Below are 17,803 nucleotides of genomic sequence, written 5' to 3' on the forward strand. Positions count from 1 at the left end.
GTTATGATTTAATTCACTTTTTTATAAAAATACAATGAGGAATGATGATGAAAAATATGCAAGGAAGAACAGTTTTTATTACAGGTGGTAGCCGTGGAATTGGCAGAGCGATTGCCATAAAAGCTGCTCAAGCGGGAGCAAATGTTGTGATCGCGGCTAAAACAGCAGTGGAAACGGCGAAGCTATCTGGAACAATTTATAGTGTTGCTGAAGAAATTGAAGCAGCAGGCGGCAAAGCACTTCCTTTAATTTTAGATGTGCGTGATGAACAACAAATTCAGCTCGCCATCCAACAAGCAGCATCAACTTTCGATGGCATTGACGTACTCATCAATAATGCAGGTGCAATTGCTCTCACTGATATCGAATCAACTTCGTTAAAACAATATGATCTAATTCAGAATATTAACCATCGCGCGACATTCATTTGTGCGCAAGCGGCTTTGCCCTTCTTAAAACAATCGGAAAATCCACATATTCTTAGTCTATCTCCACCCGTAAATATGTCACCCAAATGGTTAGGTATGTTATCCCCTTATGCACTGTCAAAATATGGAATGACGATTCTCACTCTAGGCATGGCTGAGGAATTTCGCCAATATGGGATTTCTTGTAATACCTTATGGCCAGAAACCTATATTGCAACGGCAGCTGTATCAAAGAATTTAGGTAAGGAAAATACACAACACGTCAGTCGTAAACCCGAAATTATGGCTGATGCAGCCTATACAATTTACACCACGGCAAAAGGTGAGCTTAGTGGACATAGTTTGACTGATGAACAAGCATTATCTAGAGTCGGTATCACTGATTTTGGACATTATGCTTGTATTGAGGGAAATACTAATCTACAGAAAGATTTTTTCCTTGATTAAAAATAAAAACGACCTTAAAACACTGGTTTTAAGGTCGCCGAATCGTGTTCAGATTAAACCAATTAACCTGGGAAAATACCACGTTCTTTACGCGCTTTTAAGATACGCTCACAACCTAAAATGAAGGCTGCAGTTCTCAACGTACATGCTTTTTCACTTGAAGTGTGCCATACGTCATTGATCGCTTGGATCATTAACTTATCAAGTCTTTCGTTAATTTCTTCTTCAGACCAGAAGTAGCTCGACATATCTTGTACCCACTCGAAGTAAGATACAGTTACACCGCCAGCATTACAGATTACGTCTGGAACAATCGTTACACCACGTTGAACTAAAATATCGTCAGCTTCAGGGTAAGTTGGACCATTTGCACCCTCAAGGACTAACTTCGCAGTTAATTTTTGAGCGCGCTCTACAGTAATCTGACCTTCTAATGCAGCTGGAATTAAGATATCCATCTCCACATCCCAGAATGCTTCATCACTGATTGCTTGCGCACCAGCAAATCCACCAACACCAGGATTGTTTTCAAGATAGGTTTTCAATGCAGCTACATCAATGCCTTCAGGGTTTGAAATCGTACCCGTATGATCTTGGATCGCAACAATTTTAGATTTTGAATCAGCAAATAAATAAGCTGCTTCACTACCTACGTTACCAAAACCTTGAACTGCAACCTTAGCACCTTCTAAAGGCAATTTAATTTTTTCAGCAACTTGTTGACCCGTGATAAATACACCACGACCAGTCGCTTTAATACGGCCTAAAGAACCACCTAAATGAACTGGTTTACCTGTTACAACGCCAGTCACAGTGTGACCTTGACCAGATGAATAAGTATCCATGATCCAACCCATTACGTTTGGATTTGTACCTACGTCTGGTGCTGGAATATCTTTTTGAGGGCCAATAATGTGACCAATTTCACTAGTATAACGACGTGTTAAACGCTCTAACTCACGAGGAGATAGTTGACGTGGGTCAACACGAATACCACCTTTTGCACCACCAAATGGTAAGTTTACAACAGCAGTTTTAATCGTCATCCACGCAGAAAGCGCCATGACTTCATTTAAATCCACATCAGGATGGTAGCGAATACCGCCTTTACCCGGACCACGAGATAAGTTGTGCTGAACACGATAACCTTCAAAATGACGAATCGAACCATCATCCATTACGATTGGCACATCAACGATTAAAGCACGCTTAGGACGTTTCAGTGTGTCAATGTAGTCTTTGAGATCATCTAAATATGGCGCAACACGATCGATTTGTTCGAGGTAAGTTTGCCATGGACCGTCATTTTGGGAGACATAAGATAAATTAGACATTGTCTATCCTTATAAAACTAAAATTGATGGATCAACGCAGCCGATCCATCAATCGAATAAGTAATTAAAAATAATATACGCGGCTAATTTGGCTGTACGATTGTCCAAATCAAACCGTGGATTGCATTCAGCCACATCAAAAACACGAATTTTTCCTGTTTTCTTAATGGCTTGTAACAATGGTTCAAAGACTGTTAGATCAATTCCTTTGACCGCTGGCGCACTGACACCGGGAGCAATGCAGGCACTAAATACATCCATATCTACTGTAATGTATAAGTGGTCGATTTTTTCTATAAAACTGTTAATTTTTTTGTTCAAATGATCAATATTTAGTAAGTGAAGTTGCTGATCGTATATATATTCGCAATTCAGTCGATCAGCGGTTTCAAACAGCACTTTTGTGTTTGAATGTTTTGCTACACCGATACATAAATAATGAAAATCTTGCTGATGTTGTTCGGACAATTTTGCAGCGTTTAAGAATGGTGTACCTGAAGTAACTTGTTCAGCTTCACGTAAATCAAAATGCGCATCAAAGTTGATAATTCCAATTTTTGCATTTGGCTCGTTGTTACGAATATATTGAAACAATCCTGAGAAACTTCCAAATGCAACTTCATGACCACCACCTAACACCACAGGTTTAATGCCTTGTTGCAGCGTTCTTTCTACGCAATCAGCTAATTCAGCTTGAGCTTGTTCTAATTTACCCTGATCACAAACTACTGTGCCCAGATCAGCAATACTAATCGACTGATGAACTGGAAGATTAGCGAGTTGTGCACGAATCATATCAGGCGCATCTGCCGCACCGATTCGCCCTTTGTTACGCTTTACCCCTTCATCCGAACTAAAGCCAATCAATGCATATGAAGGATGCTGGCTTGTATTGACCACTTGATGTAGGCGTAAGTGAGCTTCACCCTCGCCATCATTTCGACCTTGCCACTTAAATGAATGGTTCATAATGCTTCACTATTTTAAATTGTGTTAGACCTTAAACTGAGATTTCATTGCCATGACGAACAATACGCTTAGATAAATCGCCACCGAGCCAATAAACAACCTCAGAAGGATGTTCAATATCCCAAGCAATAAAATCAGCGACCTTACCCTGTTCCAACGAACCATGCGTGTTTTGCAATCCAAGCGCACATGCGGCATGAAGCGTGACACCAGCTAAGGCTTGTTCAGGCGTTAAACGAAATAAAGTGCTGCCCATATTCAACATAAGACGCAGCGATAGTGTTGGCGAAGTCCCCGGATTTAAATCCGTTGATAGTGCAATACGTACCCCATGCTGATGCAAAAGATCTAATGGTGGGAACTGCGTTTCACGTAATAAATAAAATGCACCTGGTAATAACACCGCAACTGTACCCGCAGCAGCCATCGCCTTGACATCATCTTCAGTCATATATTCCAAATGATCGGCTGACAATGCATGGTAACGCGCAGCTAGACTCGAACCACCTAACGATGAAAGTTGTTCGGCATGAAGCTTCACAGGTAAATGAAGCGTTTGAGCTGTCTGAAATACACGTTCAACTTGCGCTGGAGAAAATGCCAAATGTTCACAGAATGCATCTACCGCATCAACTAAACCTTCCTGATGCAGTTTAGGCAGCATTTCTGTACAGATATGCTCAATATATGCATCGCTCTGATCTTTATATTCAGGCGGTAAAGCATGTGCAGCTAAACAAGTACTTTTCACTGTCATCGGTAGCGTATCAGCGATTTGGCGAATCACACGGAGCATTTTTCGCTCGTTGGTGTAATCCAAACCGTAACCGGATTTAATCCCGATGGTTGTTACACCATCTTGAAGTAAACAGCGAATTCGTTTCAATGCAGATGCAAGTAATTGTTCTTCGCTCGCCTCGCGCGTTGCACGCACTGTACTGGCAATCCCGCCCCCACTCGCAGCAATTTCAGCATAGCTCACACCTTGCAAGCGTTTTTCAAATTCAACGCTACGATTGCCACCAAAGACACTATGCGTATGGCAATCAATAAAACCCGGTGTTACCCAAGCACCAGCTAAATCTACTATCTCTGCATAATCATTAGGTGGAATATCTTGTTGCGAACCTATCCAGTGAATGATTTCACTATCAGTAACGATTGCAGCATTTTCGATACTGGAATATTGTCCATTTTGCATGGTTGCAATATGACAGTTTTTCCAAAGCTTTTTCATTGACTATTCCTCAAATGACTCAAGCGCAATCTGCGCTCAAGTCATTCTGTTATTAGCTTTCCATTTTGATACTTGGTGATAGATGATCATCAACTTTGACAGCATTCGGTTTAGGTTTGACCCAAATGTTGTATGCAATACAAAGTAAGATTAACCACGTAATGCCCACATAAATTGCTGGTCGTGAATCAGGGAAATATCCCATCATTGCCAAGATAAACACCATAAATGCAATTGCAAATGCAGGCGCATATGGCCAACCAATCACAGGGAAATCGAGCGCTTTGATTTGAGCAGATGATAATTTACGGCGCATCGCAACTTGTGAAAGTAAGATCATCAGCCATACCCAAACTGTGGCAAATGTAGCGATTGAGGCAATGATGATAAATACATTTTCTGGGATCAGATAGTTCAATACCACGCCAATCAACAATACACCCGCCATCACCACAACAGTCATCCAAGGTACCCCATTACGAGAAAGCTTTTGGAAAACTTGTGGCGCTTGACCACGATTTGCCATACCGAACAGCATACGACCTGCACCAAACACATCACTATTAATGGCAGATACAGCTGCTGTAATCACCACAATATTTAAAATCGTTGCTGCTGAACCAATACCTAAATTTTCAAAAATTTGTACAAATGGGCTGCCTTGGCTACCAATTTGATTCCACGGGAAAATCGACATTAAGACAAAAATTGTTAGTACATAGAACAATAAGATACGTACTGGAACTGCATTGATCGCTTTAGGAATAGAGGTTTTCGGATCTTGAGATTCACCAGCAGTAATCCCAATGATTTCAATACCACCGAATGCAAACACCACGACTGATAAACACGCAACTAAACCTGCGATACCATTCGGCATAAAACCTTCATGTACCCATAAATTTTGAATACCTGTAGTGAAACCGCTGTGATCCGCATGGAATCCGTAGAACATGAGTCCTAAACCACCTAAAATCATCGCAACAATCGCAGTGACTTTGACAATCGATAACCAAAACTCGAGTTCACCAAATACTTTGACATGTATAAGATTGATCGCTCCTAGGAACATAATCAGCGATAAAATCCAAATCCATCGAGGTACATCGGGATACCAGAATCCCATATAGATCCCGAAAGCAGTGACATCAGCCAAAGCGACAATGATCATTTCAAAAACATAAGTCCAACCCGTAGTAAAACCTGCCAATGGGCCAATGTATTGAGAAGCATATTCACTAAATGAACCAGAAACTGGATTTTGAACAGCCATTTCACCTAATGCACGCATCACGATATAAATTGCAATCCCTGCAACGATATATGCGAGCAAAACTGAAGGGCCTGCCATTTTTATTGCTGTTGCAGAACCGTAAAAAAGTCCCGTTCCAATCGCTGAACCTAAAGCCAAGAAACGGATATGACGGGTGTTTAAACCCCGCTGTAATGTGGAGCTCTGTGACATTATTATCTCCAATCCTTAGGAAATTTAGTTAGATACGACCACTCCTAGTGGTCGTTTTATAGATCACATTTCAGTTAAGCTAAGCTTGGAAGTAGCTTTTCGATCAGTAATTCGTTTAAGCAGCCACTAGCTAACAATTCACTTGCTTGCTCAATATCAGGTGCAAAGAAACGATCTTCACTGTAGTAAGGAACTTGATCACGTAGCACTTTGCGCGCACGTTCAAGTTTAGGAGAGCTTTTTAAACCTTCACGGAAATCTAGACCTTGGCATGCACCAAGCCACTCTACCGCTAAAATCCCGCGCACATTATCAGCCATGTACCACAAGCGTTTACCCGCATTCGGCGCCATCGAAACATGATCTTCTTGGTTTGCAGAAGTTGGTAAGCTGTCAACACTTGCTGGATGCGCCAGTGCTTTGTTATCACTTGCCAAAGCTGCCGCTGTCACTTGCGCAATCATAAAGCCCGAATTCACACCACCATTTGCCACCAAGAATGGTGGGAGTTGTGACATATGGCGATCCATCATCATTGAGATACGACGCTCAGATAAAGAACCAATTTCAGCCAAAGCCAAAGCCAAGTTATCCGCTGCCATTGCGACAGGTTCAGCGTGGAAGTTACCACCTGAAATCACATCGCCTTCAGCTGCAAATACCAATGGGTTATCTGATACAGCATTGGCTTCGATTTCCAATACTTCTGCGGCTTGACGAATTTGAGTTAAACAAGCACCCATCACTTGTGGTTGACAACGTAATGAATAAGGGTCTTGAACTTTGCTACAATCTTCATGTGAATGTGCAATTTCACTAGACTCAGTGAGTAAGTCACGATAAGCAGCTGCCACATCAATTTGACCACGTTGACCACGGACTGCATGGATACGTGCATCAAATGGCGCGCGTGAACCCAACATTGCCTCTACACTTAAGCCGCCACATACTGTCGCAGCAGCAAAAAGATCTTCTGACTCAAATAGACCACGTAATGCATAAGCAGTGGAAACTTGCGTACCATTAAGTAATGCCAAGCCTTCTTTTGCAGCAAGTGAAATCGGCTCTAAACCTGCTTTTTTCAAAGCTTCAACCGCAGGCAACCATTCACCTTTGTAACGTGCTTTACTTTCACCAAGTAATACCAAAGACATATGCGCCAAAGGTGCTAAATCACCAGAAGCACCAACAGAACCTTTTAATGGGATATGCGGATAAACTTCTGCATTAATCAATGCAAGAATGGCATCAATCACTTTACGGCGAATACCTGAAAAACCACGCGCCAAGCTATTTGCTTTGAGTAGCATAATTAAACGTACCATCGCATCATCCAATGCTTCACCAACACCAGCTGCATGCGAAAGAACCAAAGAGCGTTGTAATTTTTCTAAATCTTCAGGTGCAATTTTAGTCGATGCAAGTAAACCAAAACCAGTGTTGATACCGTAGGCAGTACGCCCTTCATTTACGATTTTTTCGACGCAAGCGACACTGGCATTGATCGCATCCGATGCGCTGTCATCTAACTTAACTTTGATCGGATTTAAATATGCTTTGCGGAGATCAGCTAGCGTAAGTTTGCCGGGTTGAATAAGAAGTTCCATGTTGGCGTCCTGTTTTGCACTCTATTGTTCTCTTACGATGCTGCTTGCACAATTGCAAAAAGCACCGTAATCGTTATCCATGTATTTTTATTGCGTGATCATTGGCAAGTTCAAACCTTGCTCTTTCGCGCAATCAATCGCGATGTCATAACCTGCATCAGCATGACGCATGACCCCTGTTGCTGGATCATTGGTGAGTACACGAGCAATACGTGCTGCTGCTTCATCGGTACCATCACATACAATCACAACACCAGAGTGTTGAGAAAAGCCCATCCCTACACCACCACCGTGATGTAATGACACCCAAGTTGCGCCGCCAGCTGTATTTAATAAAGCATTGAGTAATGGCCAATCCGAAACGGCATCTGAACCATCTTGCATTGACTCAGTTTCACGGTTAGGACTCGCAACCGAACCTGAGTCCAAGTGGTCACGGCCGATCACGATTGGTGCTGAAAGTTCACCACTACGTACCATTTCATTGAATGCTAAACCTAATTTTGCACGTAATCCTAGACCAACCCAGCAAATACGCGCTGGTAGACCTTGGAAGCTAATACGTTCACGTGCCATATCTAACCAACGATGCAAATGCTCATCATCAGGAATTAACTCTTTTACTTTTGCATCTGTTTTATAGATGTCTTCTGGATCACCTGAAAGTGCAACCCAACGGAATGGACCTACACCGCGACAAAATAATGGACGAATATAAGCAGGAACAAAGCCTGGGAAATCAAATGCGTTTTCCACGCCTTCTTCTTGCGCCATTTGACGAATGTTGTTGCCATAATCAAATGTAGGTACACCCATTTTTTGGAAATCCAACATTGCTTGAACATGCTTCGCCATAGATTGTTTAGCAGCTTTAACAACTGCTTCAGGCTCAGTTTTCGCGCGTTGGCGATATTCTTCCCATGTCCAACCAATTGGCAGGTAACCATTCAATGGATCATGTGCGCTGGTTTGATCCGTAACCATATCAGGATGGACACCACGACGAACCAGTTCAGGTAAGATTTCAGCAGCATTGCCATGCAGTGCAATCGAAATCGCCTTGCCTTCTTTTGTATATTTTTCAATACGCGCTAAAGCATCATCTAAATCAGTCGCTTGCTCATCGACATAACGGGTACGTAAACGGAAATCAATACTGGCTTGTTGGCATTCGATATTCAGTGAACATGCACCAGCAAGTGTTGCAGCCAAAGGTTGAGCACCGCCCATACCACCTAAACCAGCAGTAAGTACCCAACGACCAGTTAAATTACCATTGTAATGTTGGCGACCAGCTTCGACAAAAGTCTCGTAAGTTCCTTGAACGATGCCTTGACTACCGATATAAATCCAAGAACCCGCTGTCATTTGACCATACATTGCAAGACCTTTGGCATCCAATTCGTTGAAATGCTCCCAGTTTCCCCAATGCGGTACTAAGTTCGAGTTTGCAATTAAAACGCGTGGCGCGTCTTTATGTGTTTTAAATACACCAACAGGCTTTCCAGATTGAACCAATAAGGTTTCATCAGTTTCTAAGTTTTTCAGTGTTTCAACAATCTTGTCAAAGCATTCCCAGTTACGTGCAGCACGACCAATCCCACCGTAAACAACAAGCTCTTTCGGATTCTCTGCAACGTCAGGGTCAAGATTATTCATCAACATGCGTAACGGTGCTTCGGTCAACCAGCTTTTCGCATTGAGCTTTGTACCGCGTGGTGCGCGAATTTCTATGTCACGAAATTTTGTTGTCATTGTAGTCACGATCGGACTCCTTCCTTTGAGATTTGAACCGCAAATTAAACTGCTTTTACTGTATAGCAATGTATTAACTTGTATATACATCCATATACTACACAAATCTTTTATCTTGAAAAGATGCATTTCATTCCATTCTTAAAAATAAATTTCAAAGCAATGAAATAAAAAGATTTATTTTTTAAATCTCAATAAAAAACCCATACAACTACAAATTGTATGGGTTTCAAAAAAGTAAGGAAAAGTTAAATTTTTGTGAGTTCGATTAGACAAGTTTGCTTTAATTGCTGTTCAATTAAAACAATACTTTTCAATCGTTTTTCTTGGTCAATCAAGAGACTTTCTTGATGTTTAAGATGGAAGATTTGTTGATCAATTATAATTTCCAATGCTTCAAGACTTTGATTAAAAATGAAAACCAGATCAGCCGAGCTGAAAATCTCAGTTGTTGGAGTTTGAGTAATCCAGTGATAGCGAGCAAGCAATTTTTGCGGATCATAAATCAAATTAAAATCACGGACTATTCCTGCAATTAACTCACAACTCACGGCACTACTTCCGCTGAATTGCGCGGACTGCAAAGTATTGAGTTGTCTAGCCTCACCGTCAATATGCAACACAAGTCCCTGACCCTCTAGCACCGTCAAGATACGTTGTAGACCAGAAAATTTAGAAAAGTCACCCGATGTTTTGACATCAGCCATCGAAATACGCCAGTCAAATGCGTCTAAGTCATCACCTGCACTTCGGGCAAGCTCAAATGTATAGCCAGCACCATTTTTCCATCGCATCTTTTTATAATGAGTTAAGTCTCGATGCTCAATCATTGGGTAAACTTGCCTTCAAGGTAATAGCGGCTACCCGGATAAATCAATCGTGCACTAGAGATGAGTTGTTTGTTCGACCATGTACGACGACGAATCAACAAACAAGGTTCAGTTTTATTGATCTTTAACCATTTACTTTCTTGAGCAGAAGCCAAAATTGCCGTGACTACATGCTCACCCTCCGTAACAGGCGCTTTTGACATGAGATATGCATTGGGAGTAATCGCAGTAAAATCTTGTGCCAAATATTCAGGAATCAAAACAGGATCAACCAAACGATCCTCTATTTGCACAGGCACGTCATTTTCATAATGCACAATGATTGAATGGAATAACTTTTGTCCCTCTCGTATTTGCATCAAAACACTTTGTTCAGTATTCGCTTGAATTTTCTCTAAAATCAAAACCTCTGCACGATGCTTATGATTACGCGCAATAATTTCTTCAGCAATATTATTCACATGAAATAAAGCAGTTCGTCCTTGCCCTTCGGCAACAAAAGAACCTACGCCTTGGATGCGTACAAGCAAACCTTCACTGGTGAGTTCACGTAACGCACGATTGACAGTCATACGACTACAACCCAGTAACTTTACCAATTCACTTTCAGAAGGAATCTTTTTATTTACCGTCCACGTTCCTTCGTAGATCTTCTGTGAAATCATTTGTTTCACACGTAAATACAAAGGAACAGGACTGTCTTCAGCTAAAGACAAGTCCAGATCAGTCTGCTTGGAAGCTGTTGACATCGACTAAAACTCATACAAAAATACCCGAAGTCATTGTAAATGAATTTTTAAATATTTGTATATACAAGCTTATACAAATAAATCATCTGGATTGTGTGTTAAATCGTAAATCTCCCATTGATGAATGAGGGATTGTTGCAAATAAATAAGCGCTTTTTGATGCGAATCGAAAATGATTTCTATAAAGTAAATGATTGATCGTTAAACCGTATAGCGTTTACTTAGCCCCCATTCAGCCAAAATACGACGATACATTGTTGATGAGCGATCGGCTTCAAAATGTGCTTCCATACTAATATCTAAAGGCAACTCTTCAGGCTTCTGAGCTTCCACCATTTCTTGATCTTCAGCAAAAATCTGTGCATTAAAATCATAGACGGCTTGTAAATCCCCTGTCTTATCAAAATTACGGGTCAAAGGCACAAATAAACGCGTTTTGTTGTGCGACATCGGGCAACAAGCATTTAATATTTTTAATACACCATCATTTGGGAAATGAATCGTCAGCACTGCTGAAAACGGCGGATACACGTCAAAAATACGCTCCCATAAAAAATTATCGGGTGCTAGATGCTGCATCCCATGTGGGTAATTACTCACATTACTGACATATTCAGTGTGTAAACCATAATCGGTACGTTCTGTCGAATATTTCGGAACAACTGGATTTTCACGGTCTGCAAAAGCTTCATGATGCACCCATGCAAAATGTGCTACATCGATAAATCCCTCTAATTGACGACCACTTGAACCCGCAATATCAACATAAGGTGGCAAAATCGCTTGATGCTGATCGCTGTCCCACGTTTCTAGTGCTGGGAAATTCGCAGCGCTTTCATCTCGACCTAAAATGCTCGTCCACACCAAGCCATATTTTATAACGACAGGAAACTTGGTTAGGGTGAAACGATCTGAAATTTTAGTGAGATCAGGTTGCGCAGGAATCTTGGTACATTTGCCTTCTTCATTGAAATGTAGTCCATGATAGGGACAAATTATCGTTTCCCCATTCACCCAGCCTTTGCTTAATGGCACACCTCGATGTGGACAAATATCTCGAACTAAATGGATATTGCCTGACTCAGTTTTATAAATTGCCATATTCAGATCAAGCAGTGTGACTTGACGAGGCTTCGTGGTCACATCTTCAACACGAGCAACAGGATACCAATGTTGCGCCAAGATTTGCCAATCTTGATCATCAAATTGACTATGGCATGGCTTATTTGGCAGGTTAATCAGAGGAATCGCATTCATGTTGTGCTCACACTATTTTTTCTGTAGATCATTGATCTCTTTGTCTAAAAATAGTTTGGAGGATATCTTATTTTTCGTCTATTAGAATGATCTCAATGAAGCATTCTAAAAATTAGAACAGATCGGCACTAAAATTGCTTTTCTCTCCGCAATGCTTTTATCTAAAGAGAATGTGCAATGGCATTACCATTTTCACGTTTTGCTGAATATTTTATTGCGGTCGCTAAAACAGGAAGCCTGCGAAAAGCTGCCGATCAACTTTATATTTCAGTTTCAGCGGTACACAGACAAATTGTTCTCGCGGAAGAAGAGCTTGGCGTTGCATTATTTGAACGGCTGCCGAATGGTTTAAAACTCACATTAGCTGGTGAGCTTCTCTATGCTGATTTACGCAGTTGGCAAAAAGATTTTCAAATGACACAAAAGCGTTTGAATGAAATTCAGGGGCTACAGCGTGGCACGATTGAGTTTGGAATGATTTCTGCTTTAAGTGAAAGCTTTGTGACGCAAGTCATTCAATCCATACATCAACAATATGCATGGATCAATTTCAATATCCGCATTTTGGATAGCGATCACGTGGCTGAAATGGTGATGAATGCCGAACTTGATTTTGGATTAATCCTAAATCCTAAACATCAACACCAATTACATGTGAATGCTTTTATTGAAATGCCACTTGGAATTGTCATGTCCAAACAACATCCTCTTGCTACAAAAGAGCACATCTATTTTTCAGATACACTTGAATCTAATCACATTATTCCAGCTGCACCTTTAATTATCCATGATCATGTCACTGCTTTATATAAGAAACATGACTTTAATCCAAGACATCAAATTGAATGTAATGATATTCGGATGATGATTTCTTTACTCAAGCAAAACTTGGGGATTAGCATCATGAGTTATCTTGATATTTACCCATTTATAGAAAGTGGCGAGTTTGAGTTTAGAACAATTAAAGAAAATGGATTGCACCCCATCACCCTTGCATTATGTGTTGCACCAAAACGGCAACTTTCAAGAATTTCTCAAATCATGATGAATCAAATCATTGAAGAAATGGAAGCACTAAAATCGGGCATGATGAAATATTCCACTTGAATAAAGCAAGATATTTGCACCAAATTAAATCAAATAAGCATATGATTTAAATAAATTTATTATTTGACACCAAAATAGATCATCGAGTAATTTGATGTGAAGTTTCACGTACTATGAATCATCAGGCATCCACATGACTATCTCAGAAAAATCGCCTCATTTCACTGCTCAATACCCTCGGGATATGCTCGGATATGCCAATCACCCTCCTCATGCGCAGTGGCCAAATCAAGCTAAAATTGCGGTTCAATTTGTTTTAAATTATGAAGAAGGCGGTGAAAAACATATTCTGCATGGTGATGATGGTTCAGAGCAGTTCCTCTCTGAAATCAGTGGGGCTGATAGTTATCCTGCTCGTCATCTTTCGATGGATTCCATCTACGAGTATGGTTCACGTGTTGGGTTTTGGCGAATTCAACAGGAGTTTGCTAAACGTCATTTACCGATGACGATTTTTGCTGTTGCGATGGCATTACAACGAAATCCTTTAGTGGTTGAAGCAATCAAACAAAATCACTATGACGTTGTTTCTCATGGCTTGCGTTGGATTCATTATCAAAATATAGATGTTGAAACAGAGAAAGCGCACATGGCTGAGGCGATGCAAATTTTAAGAGATTTATTCGGTGAGTATCCGACAGGTTGGTACACAGGTCGTGATAGCCCTAATACGCGTCAACTGTTAGCAGATTATGATCAGATTCAATACGACAGTGACTATTATGGCGATGACCTACCTTTTTGGTCATCATTGACGAAAGAGAATGGTCAAACTCGTCCACATCTTATTATTCCCTATACCCTCGATACCAATGATATGAAATTCGCGTCTCCAACTGGCTTTAATCGGAGTGAGGACTTTTTTGAATATTTAAAAGATGCTTTTGATGTGTTGTATGCAGAAGGCGCAACATCCCCAAAAATGTTATCGATTGGGATGCATTGCCGTATTTTAGGTCGTCCTGCGCGTTTTAAGGCATTGCAACGCTTTTTGGATTATGTTCAAAGCCATGATCAGGTTTGGATATGTACGCGTCAGCAAATTGCAGATCATTGGTATAAACATCATCCTTATCAAGGGTAAATCTATTGTTAGACTGGCGGCATCATTGCCGCCCCAAAAGATAGTAATCAACGATATAAATTCAAAAAGCTTAAGCTCTACCAGGGTCTGTTGGCATTTCACCTTGCGAGCTTTCAGCTCTCATTGCGACAGTGGGTGTTTTTTAGACGATACAAGGCATGTTTTGCGAAATTTAGTCATTCTAAATAATGAGAAACACTGTTTCGCAAGATAACGCAGTATGAGGAACAACGTTCCGCAAGTAAAATACCCCTGTCCTCGAGCTTCGCCTTGCGCTGCGATCAAAGCAGTGCTTTGCTCTTGCTCAGGGTTATGGCTAAAACTTCCTCAAACTTCGTTACGAAACTTGACAAGGGGGATACCATTGCCTGCGTTTCATGCCTTGTTTGTGTCGTTTTAACCTATAACGCAATGCATGTCTGAAATGTCAACAGACCCTAAAGCAAATCATAGCCTAGTAATATTACATAACTGCTTAGGCTATTTTCGCCATTTCCACACTCCTCTGTTGCAAGAGTTTTACTGCATCCTTAGCTTGTGCAGCCAATTCCATCATATCTAAATCAGGAATTTGATCATTTTCCATCACCATTTTCCCTGCGATAAACATTGCTTGGATATGTGCCCGACCACTACTTGCAACAGGGCCAATTGCCATATCATGTAAGCCGAAATAACGAGGATCATCTAAACGATACAGCACTAAATCAGCTTGTTGACCTACTTCAATCGTACCCACTTGATCTAGGCCTAAGATTTTAGCGCCTCCAACTGTGCCCCAACGTACAATATCTTCAATAGTCGCAGCATCAGCCCCGCCTTCAAATTGCCCACCCTCGTACTGTGGGACAGCCAACATCCCTTTTCGAGCACGTTGCAATAACCACGCTGCATGTGTTTCTGACAACATATCAGCAGCCTCATTTGATGCTGCTCCATCCACACCAATCGAAATGGTCATGCCAGCTTTTTCTAAAGTCACTAAATCAGCAATACCACTGCCCAAACGCGCATTACTTTGTGGGCAATGTGCAATACCTGTATGGGTTTGCCCCAAGATTTGAATTTCTTCTGGTAATAGCTTCACGAGATGCGCAAACCAAACATCATCTCCCACCCAATCATTTTCGGCACAATATTGCACAGGCGTCATGTTAAATTTGGCTTTTGCCGCATCCAGATAATCTACCGTTTCAGATAAATGACTATGCATTCGGATACCTAGTTGACGCGCGATCTTGGCACTTTCCCGAAACTGTTGCGCTGTCGTTGAGTGCAAAGTCGATGTCGGCGCCATCACAATTTTACGAAAAGCATGACCATCTGGTTGATGATATAAATGCACTAAGCGCTCAATATCCACCATATAGTCATCGAACTTTTCAGGCCGCAACGCCTGTGGTAATTCACTTTCTAAACCTCGCGTGAGTGTTGCACCACCTCGACACAACACAAAACGCATGCCCAACTTTTCTGCTTCATCAAATAAGATCGCAGCGCCATCAAACGGCATTTTTGGCCAATATAAATAATGATGATCGGCGACTGTTGCACAGCCTGAACGTAATAGTTCAATTAAGCCAATACGAACTGCAACTCTAAATGTTTCTTCATCAAATGCACCACGAAAACGATATGGGGTACTAGCAAGCCAAGCTGTTAAGCTTTGATTTAAGCCTTGTGGTTCACCTTTCAGTAAAGATTGAAACAAATGATGATGTGTATTGACCCACGCTGGATAAATAACGCAATCTTTTGCACTCACCACCTGTTCATGTGGTTGTTGCGTAAGCTGACCTATTTCCTTAATTTTGCCATCTTGAATCCGAATATCAGTGGCGGAAGACCGCGCGGCATTCGCTGATAAACCTGTCAAAATCGCATGGGCATTTTTAATCAAATAACTGTGGTTCATCATACTTGTTCACTCTCATGCCATTTATTTAAGAAAATACGACTCAACAAAGACATGACGACAAATAATCCTAGACCTGTACAAGTAATTAAAAATAAAGCGGCAAACATTAATGGTAAATCTAACTGGAAACCCGCTTGTAAAATTTGATACGCCAAGCCAGCACTAGTACCACCTGCTCCTGCAACAAACTCAGATACCACTGCACCGATCAAAGCCAAACCACAGGAAATTCGTAAACCACCAAAGAAATAAGGCAATGCATTTGGTACACGTAAGCGCATTAAAATTTGCCAACGGCTTGCTTTATTAATCTGAAATAAGTTGAGCAAGCCTTTATTTACGCTGCGTAAACCGAGAGTTGTATTGGTTAAAATTGGAAAAATTGCCACTAACATTGCACACACAACCAAAGCCAGAGTTGTATTTTGAATCCAAATAATTACCAATGGCGCAATTGCAACAATCGGCGTAACCTGAAATAAAATTGCATACGGCATAAAACATGCCTCAAGCACACGACTTTGTACAAATACGAAAGCAACCAAAGTTCCAATGATGACTGCACACGCAAACGCCAACATCGTAATTTTCAAAGTGACCCATAAACTACCAAATAGCAAACCAGATTGATTGATCATGCTCATTGCAATGTCACTCGGTTTCGGCACGATATAAACAGGAATATTCATCTGTTGAAAACTCAGTTGCCAAACTAGAAGTAACAACAAGCCTAAACTCAGTGGTGCAGCAATACGTTGGATCGCAGGATTTTGCAATAAAGGTTTAATCATGATCATGACCTCCACTTGCTTCGGCTAATAATTCAGAAAGATGAGAGCATTGTTTGATAAAGCCTTCAGAGGTTCTAAAGGATTCATCGCGTTGATACGGTCCATCCACAGTTAGATCTGCAACCACTCGCCCTGGGCGTGCACCCATCACAATCACACGTGAAGACAAATAAACGGCTTCATAAATACTATGGGTAACGAACACGACCGTTAGATCACGCTCTGACCAAAGTTTGCGAATGTCACTATCTAATTTATGCCGCGTAAACTCATCTAAAGCGCCAAAGGGTTCATCCATCAGTAATAAATCAGGTTCTGTAACCAATGCTCTTGCAAGTGAAGCACGCATTTGCATACCGCCAGATAGTTCTCTTGGATAGGCTTTAGCAAATTTATCCAAACCAACAGCTTTTAAAGCTTCGTGGACTTTTGGCGTACTTTCTGATTTGGCAACATGCCTTAAATCCAAAGGTAAACGAACATTATCTTCAATATTTGACCACGGCATTAAGGTGGCTTCCTGAAATACCATCGCCATTTTGCATTGTGACTGAATATCGGCCTTGCCGTTCCAACGTACATGACCCGCAGAAGGCTGCTCAAGGTCGGCAAACATTTTTAATAAGGTACTTTTGCCGCACCCCGATGGTCCAAGTAAAGAGACAATTTCACCACGCGCAATATTGAGGTCTAGACGTTGTAACGCATGTGTGCCATTTGGATAAGTTTTTTCTGCGCCTCTGACCATAATCATTGGCGTTACGAAATTTGATGATTCTTTGACTGGAATATCAACAGATAAAGCTGAATTCATATGGTTTCCCC

The 17,803-nt window shown here is 41.1% G+C and carries 15 protein-coding genes; 3 read left to right on the top strand and 12 right to left on the bottom strand.

Features of this window, described 5'->3' with window-relative positions:
- Window positions 1–47: 47 nt before the first annotated feature.
- Window positions 48–875, top strand: a complete 828-nt coding sequence (locus B4237_RS07260) for an SDR family oxidoreductase (RefSeq protein ID WP_286942472.1) — start codon at window positions 48–50, stop codon at window positions 873–875.
- A 62-nt stretch (window positions 876–937) separates the two neighbouring features.
- Here B4237_RS07260 and B4237_RS07265 read toward each other — a convergent pair whose 3' ends face one another.
- From B4237_RS07265 to B4237_RS07305, 9 genes are all read right to left on the bottom strand, one after another.
- Window positions 938–2,209, bottom strand: coding sequence for a Glu/Leu/Phe/Val family dehydrogenase (locus B4237_RS07265; protein ID WP_007482888.1), 1,272 nt, complete (start codon window positions 2,207–2,209; stop codon window positions 938–940).
- A 48-nt stretch (window positions 2,210–2,257) separates the two neighbouring features.
- On the bottom strand, window positions 2,258–3,178 hold the full coding sequence (hutG, locus tag B4237_RS07270; protein ID WP_004880250.1) for a formimidoylglutamase: 921 nt from the start codon (window positions 3,176–3,178) through the stop codon (window positions 2,258–2,260).
- Between the two features lie 31 nt (window positions 3,179–3,209).
- Window positions 3,210–4,415 carry an imidazolonepropionase gene (gene hutI, locus B4237_RS07275; RefSeq protein ID WP_286942475.1) on the bottom strand — a complete coding sequence of 402 codons (1,206 nt, stop codon included), beginning with the start codon at window positions 4,413–4,415 and terminating at the stop codon, window positions 3,210–3,212.
- Window positions 4,416–4,467: 52 nt separating this feature from the next.
- Window positions 4,468–5,880 carry an amino acid permease gene (locus B4237_RS07280; RefSeq protein ID WP_278595617.1) on the bottom strand — a complete coding sequence of 471 codons (1,413 nt, stop codon included), beginning with the start codon at window positions 5,878–5,880 and terminating at the stop codon, window positions 4,468–4,470.
- A 74-nt stretch (window positions 5,881–5,954) separates the two neighbouring features.
- Window positions 5,955–7,487 carry a histidine ammonia-lyase gene (gene hutH, locus B4237_RS07285; RefSeq protein ID WP_004880255.1) on the bottom strand — a complete coding sequence of 511 codons (1,533 nt, stop codon included), beginning with the start codon at window positions 7,485–7,487 and terminating at the stop codon, window positions 5,955–5,957.
- 87 nt (window positions 7,488–7,574) lie between these two features.
- The gene (hutU, locus tag B4237_RS07290; protein ID WP_019384744.1) at window positions 7,575–9,242 is read right to left on the bottom strand and encodes a urocanate hydratase; all 1,668 of its coding nucleotides are present in this window, start codon (window positions 9,240–9,242) and stop codon (window positions 7,575–7,577) included.
- A gap of 248 nt (window positions 9,243–9,490) precedes the next feature.
- On the bottom strand, window positions 9,491–10,072 hold the full coding sequence (locus B4237_RS07295; RefSeq protein WP_278595618.1) for a HutD family protein: 582 nt from the start codon (window positions 10,070–10,072) through the stop codon (window positions 9,491–9,493).
- The gene (gene hutC / locus B4237_RS07300) at window positions 10,069–10,821 is read right to left on the bottom strand and encodes a histidine utilization repressor (protein WP_278595619.1); all 753 of its coding nucleotides are present in this window, start codon (window positions 10,819–10,821) and stop codon (window positions 10,069–10,071) included. The genes B4237_RS07295 and hutC overlap by 4 nt, the downstream gene beginning before the upstream one ends.
- A 201-nt stretch (window positions 10,822–11,022) precedes the next feature.
- Window positions 11,023–12,078: an aromatic ring-hydroxylating oxygenase subunit alpha gene (locus tag B4237_RS07305; protein ID WP_278595620.1), complete on the bottom strand. Its 1,056-nt coding sequence runs from the start codon at window positions 12,076–12,078 to the stop codon at window positions 11,023–11,025.
- A gap of 177 nt (window positions 12,079–12,255) precedes the next feature.
- Here B4237_RS07305 and B4237_RS07310 point away from each other — a divergent pair, with 177 nt between their 5' ends.
- Both B4237_RS07310 and puuE read left to right on the top strand, forming a co-directional pair.
- On the top strand, window positions 12,256–13,185 hold the full coding sequence (locus B4237_RS07310; RefSeq protein WP_278595621.1) for a LysR family transcriptional regulator: 930 nt from the start codon (window positions 12,256–12,258) through the stop codon (window positions 13,183–13,185).
- A gap of 133 nt (window positions 13,186–13,318) precedes the next feature.
- A complete protein-coding gene (gene puuE / locus B4237_RS07315) occupies window positions 13,319–14,269 on the top strand; it encodes an allantoinase PuuE (RefSeq protein WP_286942479.1) in 951 nt (316 codons plus the stop codon).
- 475 nt (window positions 14,270–14,744) lie between these two features.
- Here puuE and B4237_RS07320 read toward each other — a convergent pair whose 3' ends face one another.
- The 3 genes from B4237_RS07320 to B4237_RS07330 are packed head-to-tail and all read right to left on the bottom strand — an operon-like array spanning window position 14,745 to window position 17,792.
- Complete coding sequence (locus B4237_RS07320) at window positions 14,745–16,187, bottom strand: amidohydrolase family protein (RefSeq protein ID WP_278595622.1); 1,443 nt, start codon at window positions 16,185–16,187, stop codon at window positions 14,745–14,747.
- Window positions 16,184–16,978, bottom strand: a complete 795-nt coding sequence (locus B4237_RS07325) for an ABC transporter permease (protein ID WP_004880274.1) — start codon at window positions 16,976–16,978, stop codon at window positions 16,184–16,186. The genes B4237_RS07320 and B4237_RS07325 overlap by 4 nt, the downstream gene beginning before the upstream one ends.
- The gene (locus tag B4237_RS07330; RefSeq protein ID WP_278595623.1) at window positions 16,971–17,792 is read right to left on the bottom strand and encodes an ABC transporter ATP-binding protein; all 822 of its coding nucleotides are present in this window, start codon (window positions 17,790–17,792) and stop codon (window positions 16,971–16,973) included. Before B4237_RS07330 ends, B4237_RS07325 begins: the two co-directional genes overlap by 8 nt.
- Between the last annotated feature and the right edge of the window lie 11 nt (window positions 17,793–17,803).

The sequence above is a fragment of the Acinetobacter sp. UBA6526 genome (assembly GCF_002434875.1).
In the GTDB taxonomy this organism is placed as follows: domain Bacteria; phylum Pseudomonadota; class Gammaproteobacteria; order Pseudomonadales; family Moraxellaceae; genus Acinetobacter; species Acinetobacter venetianus.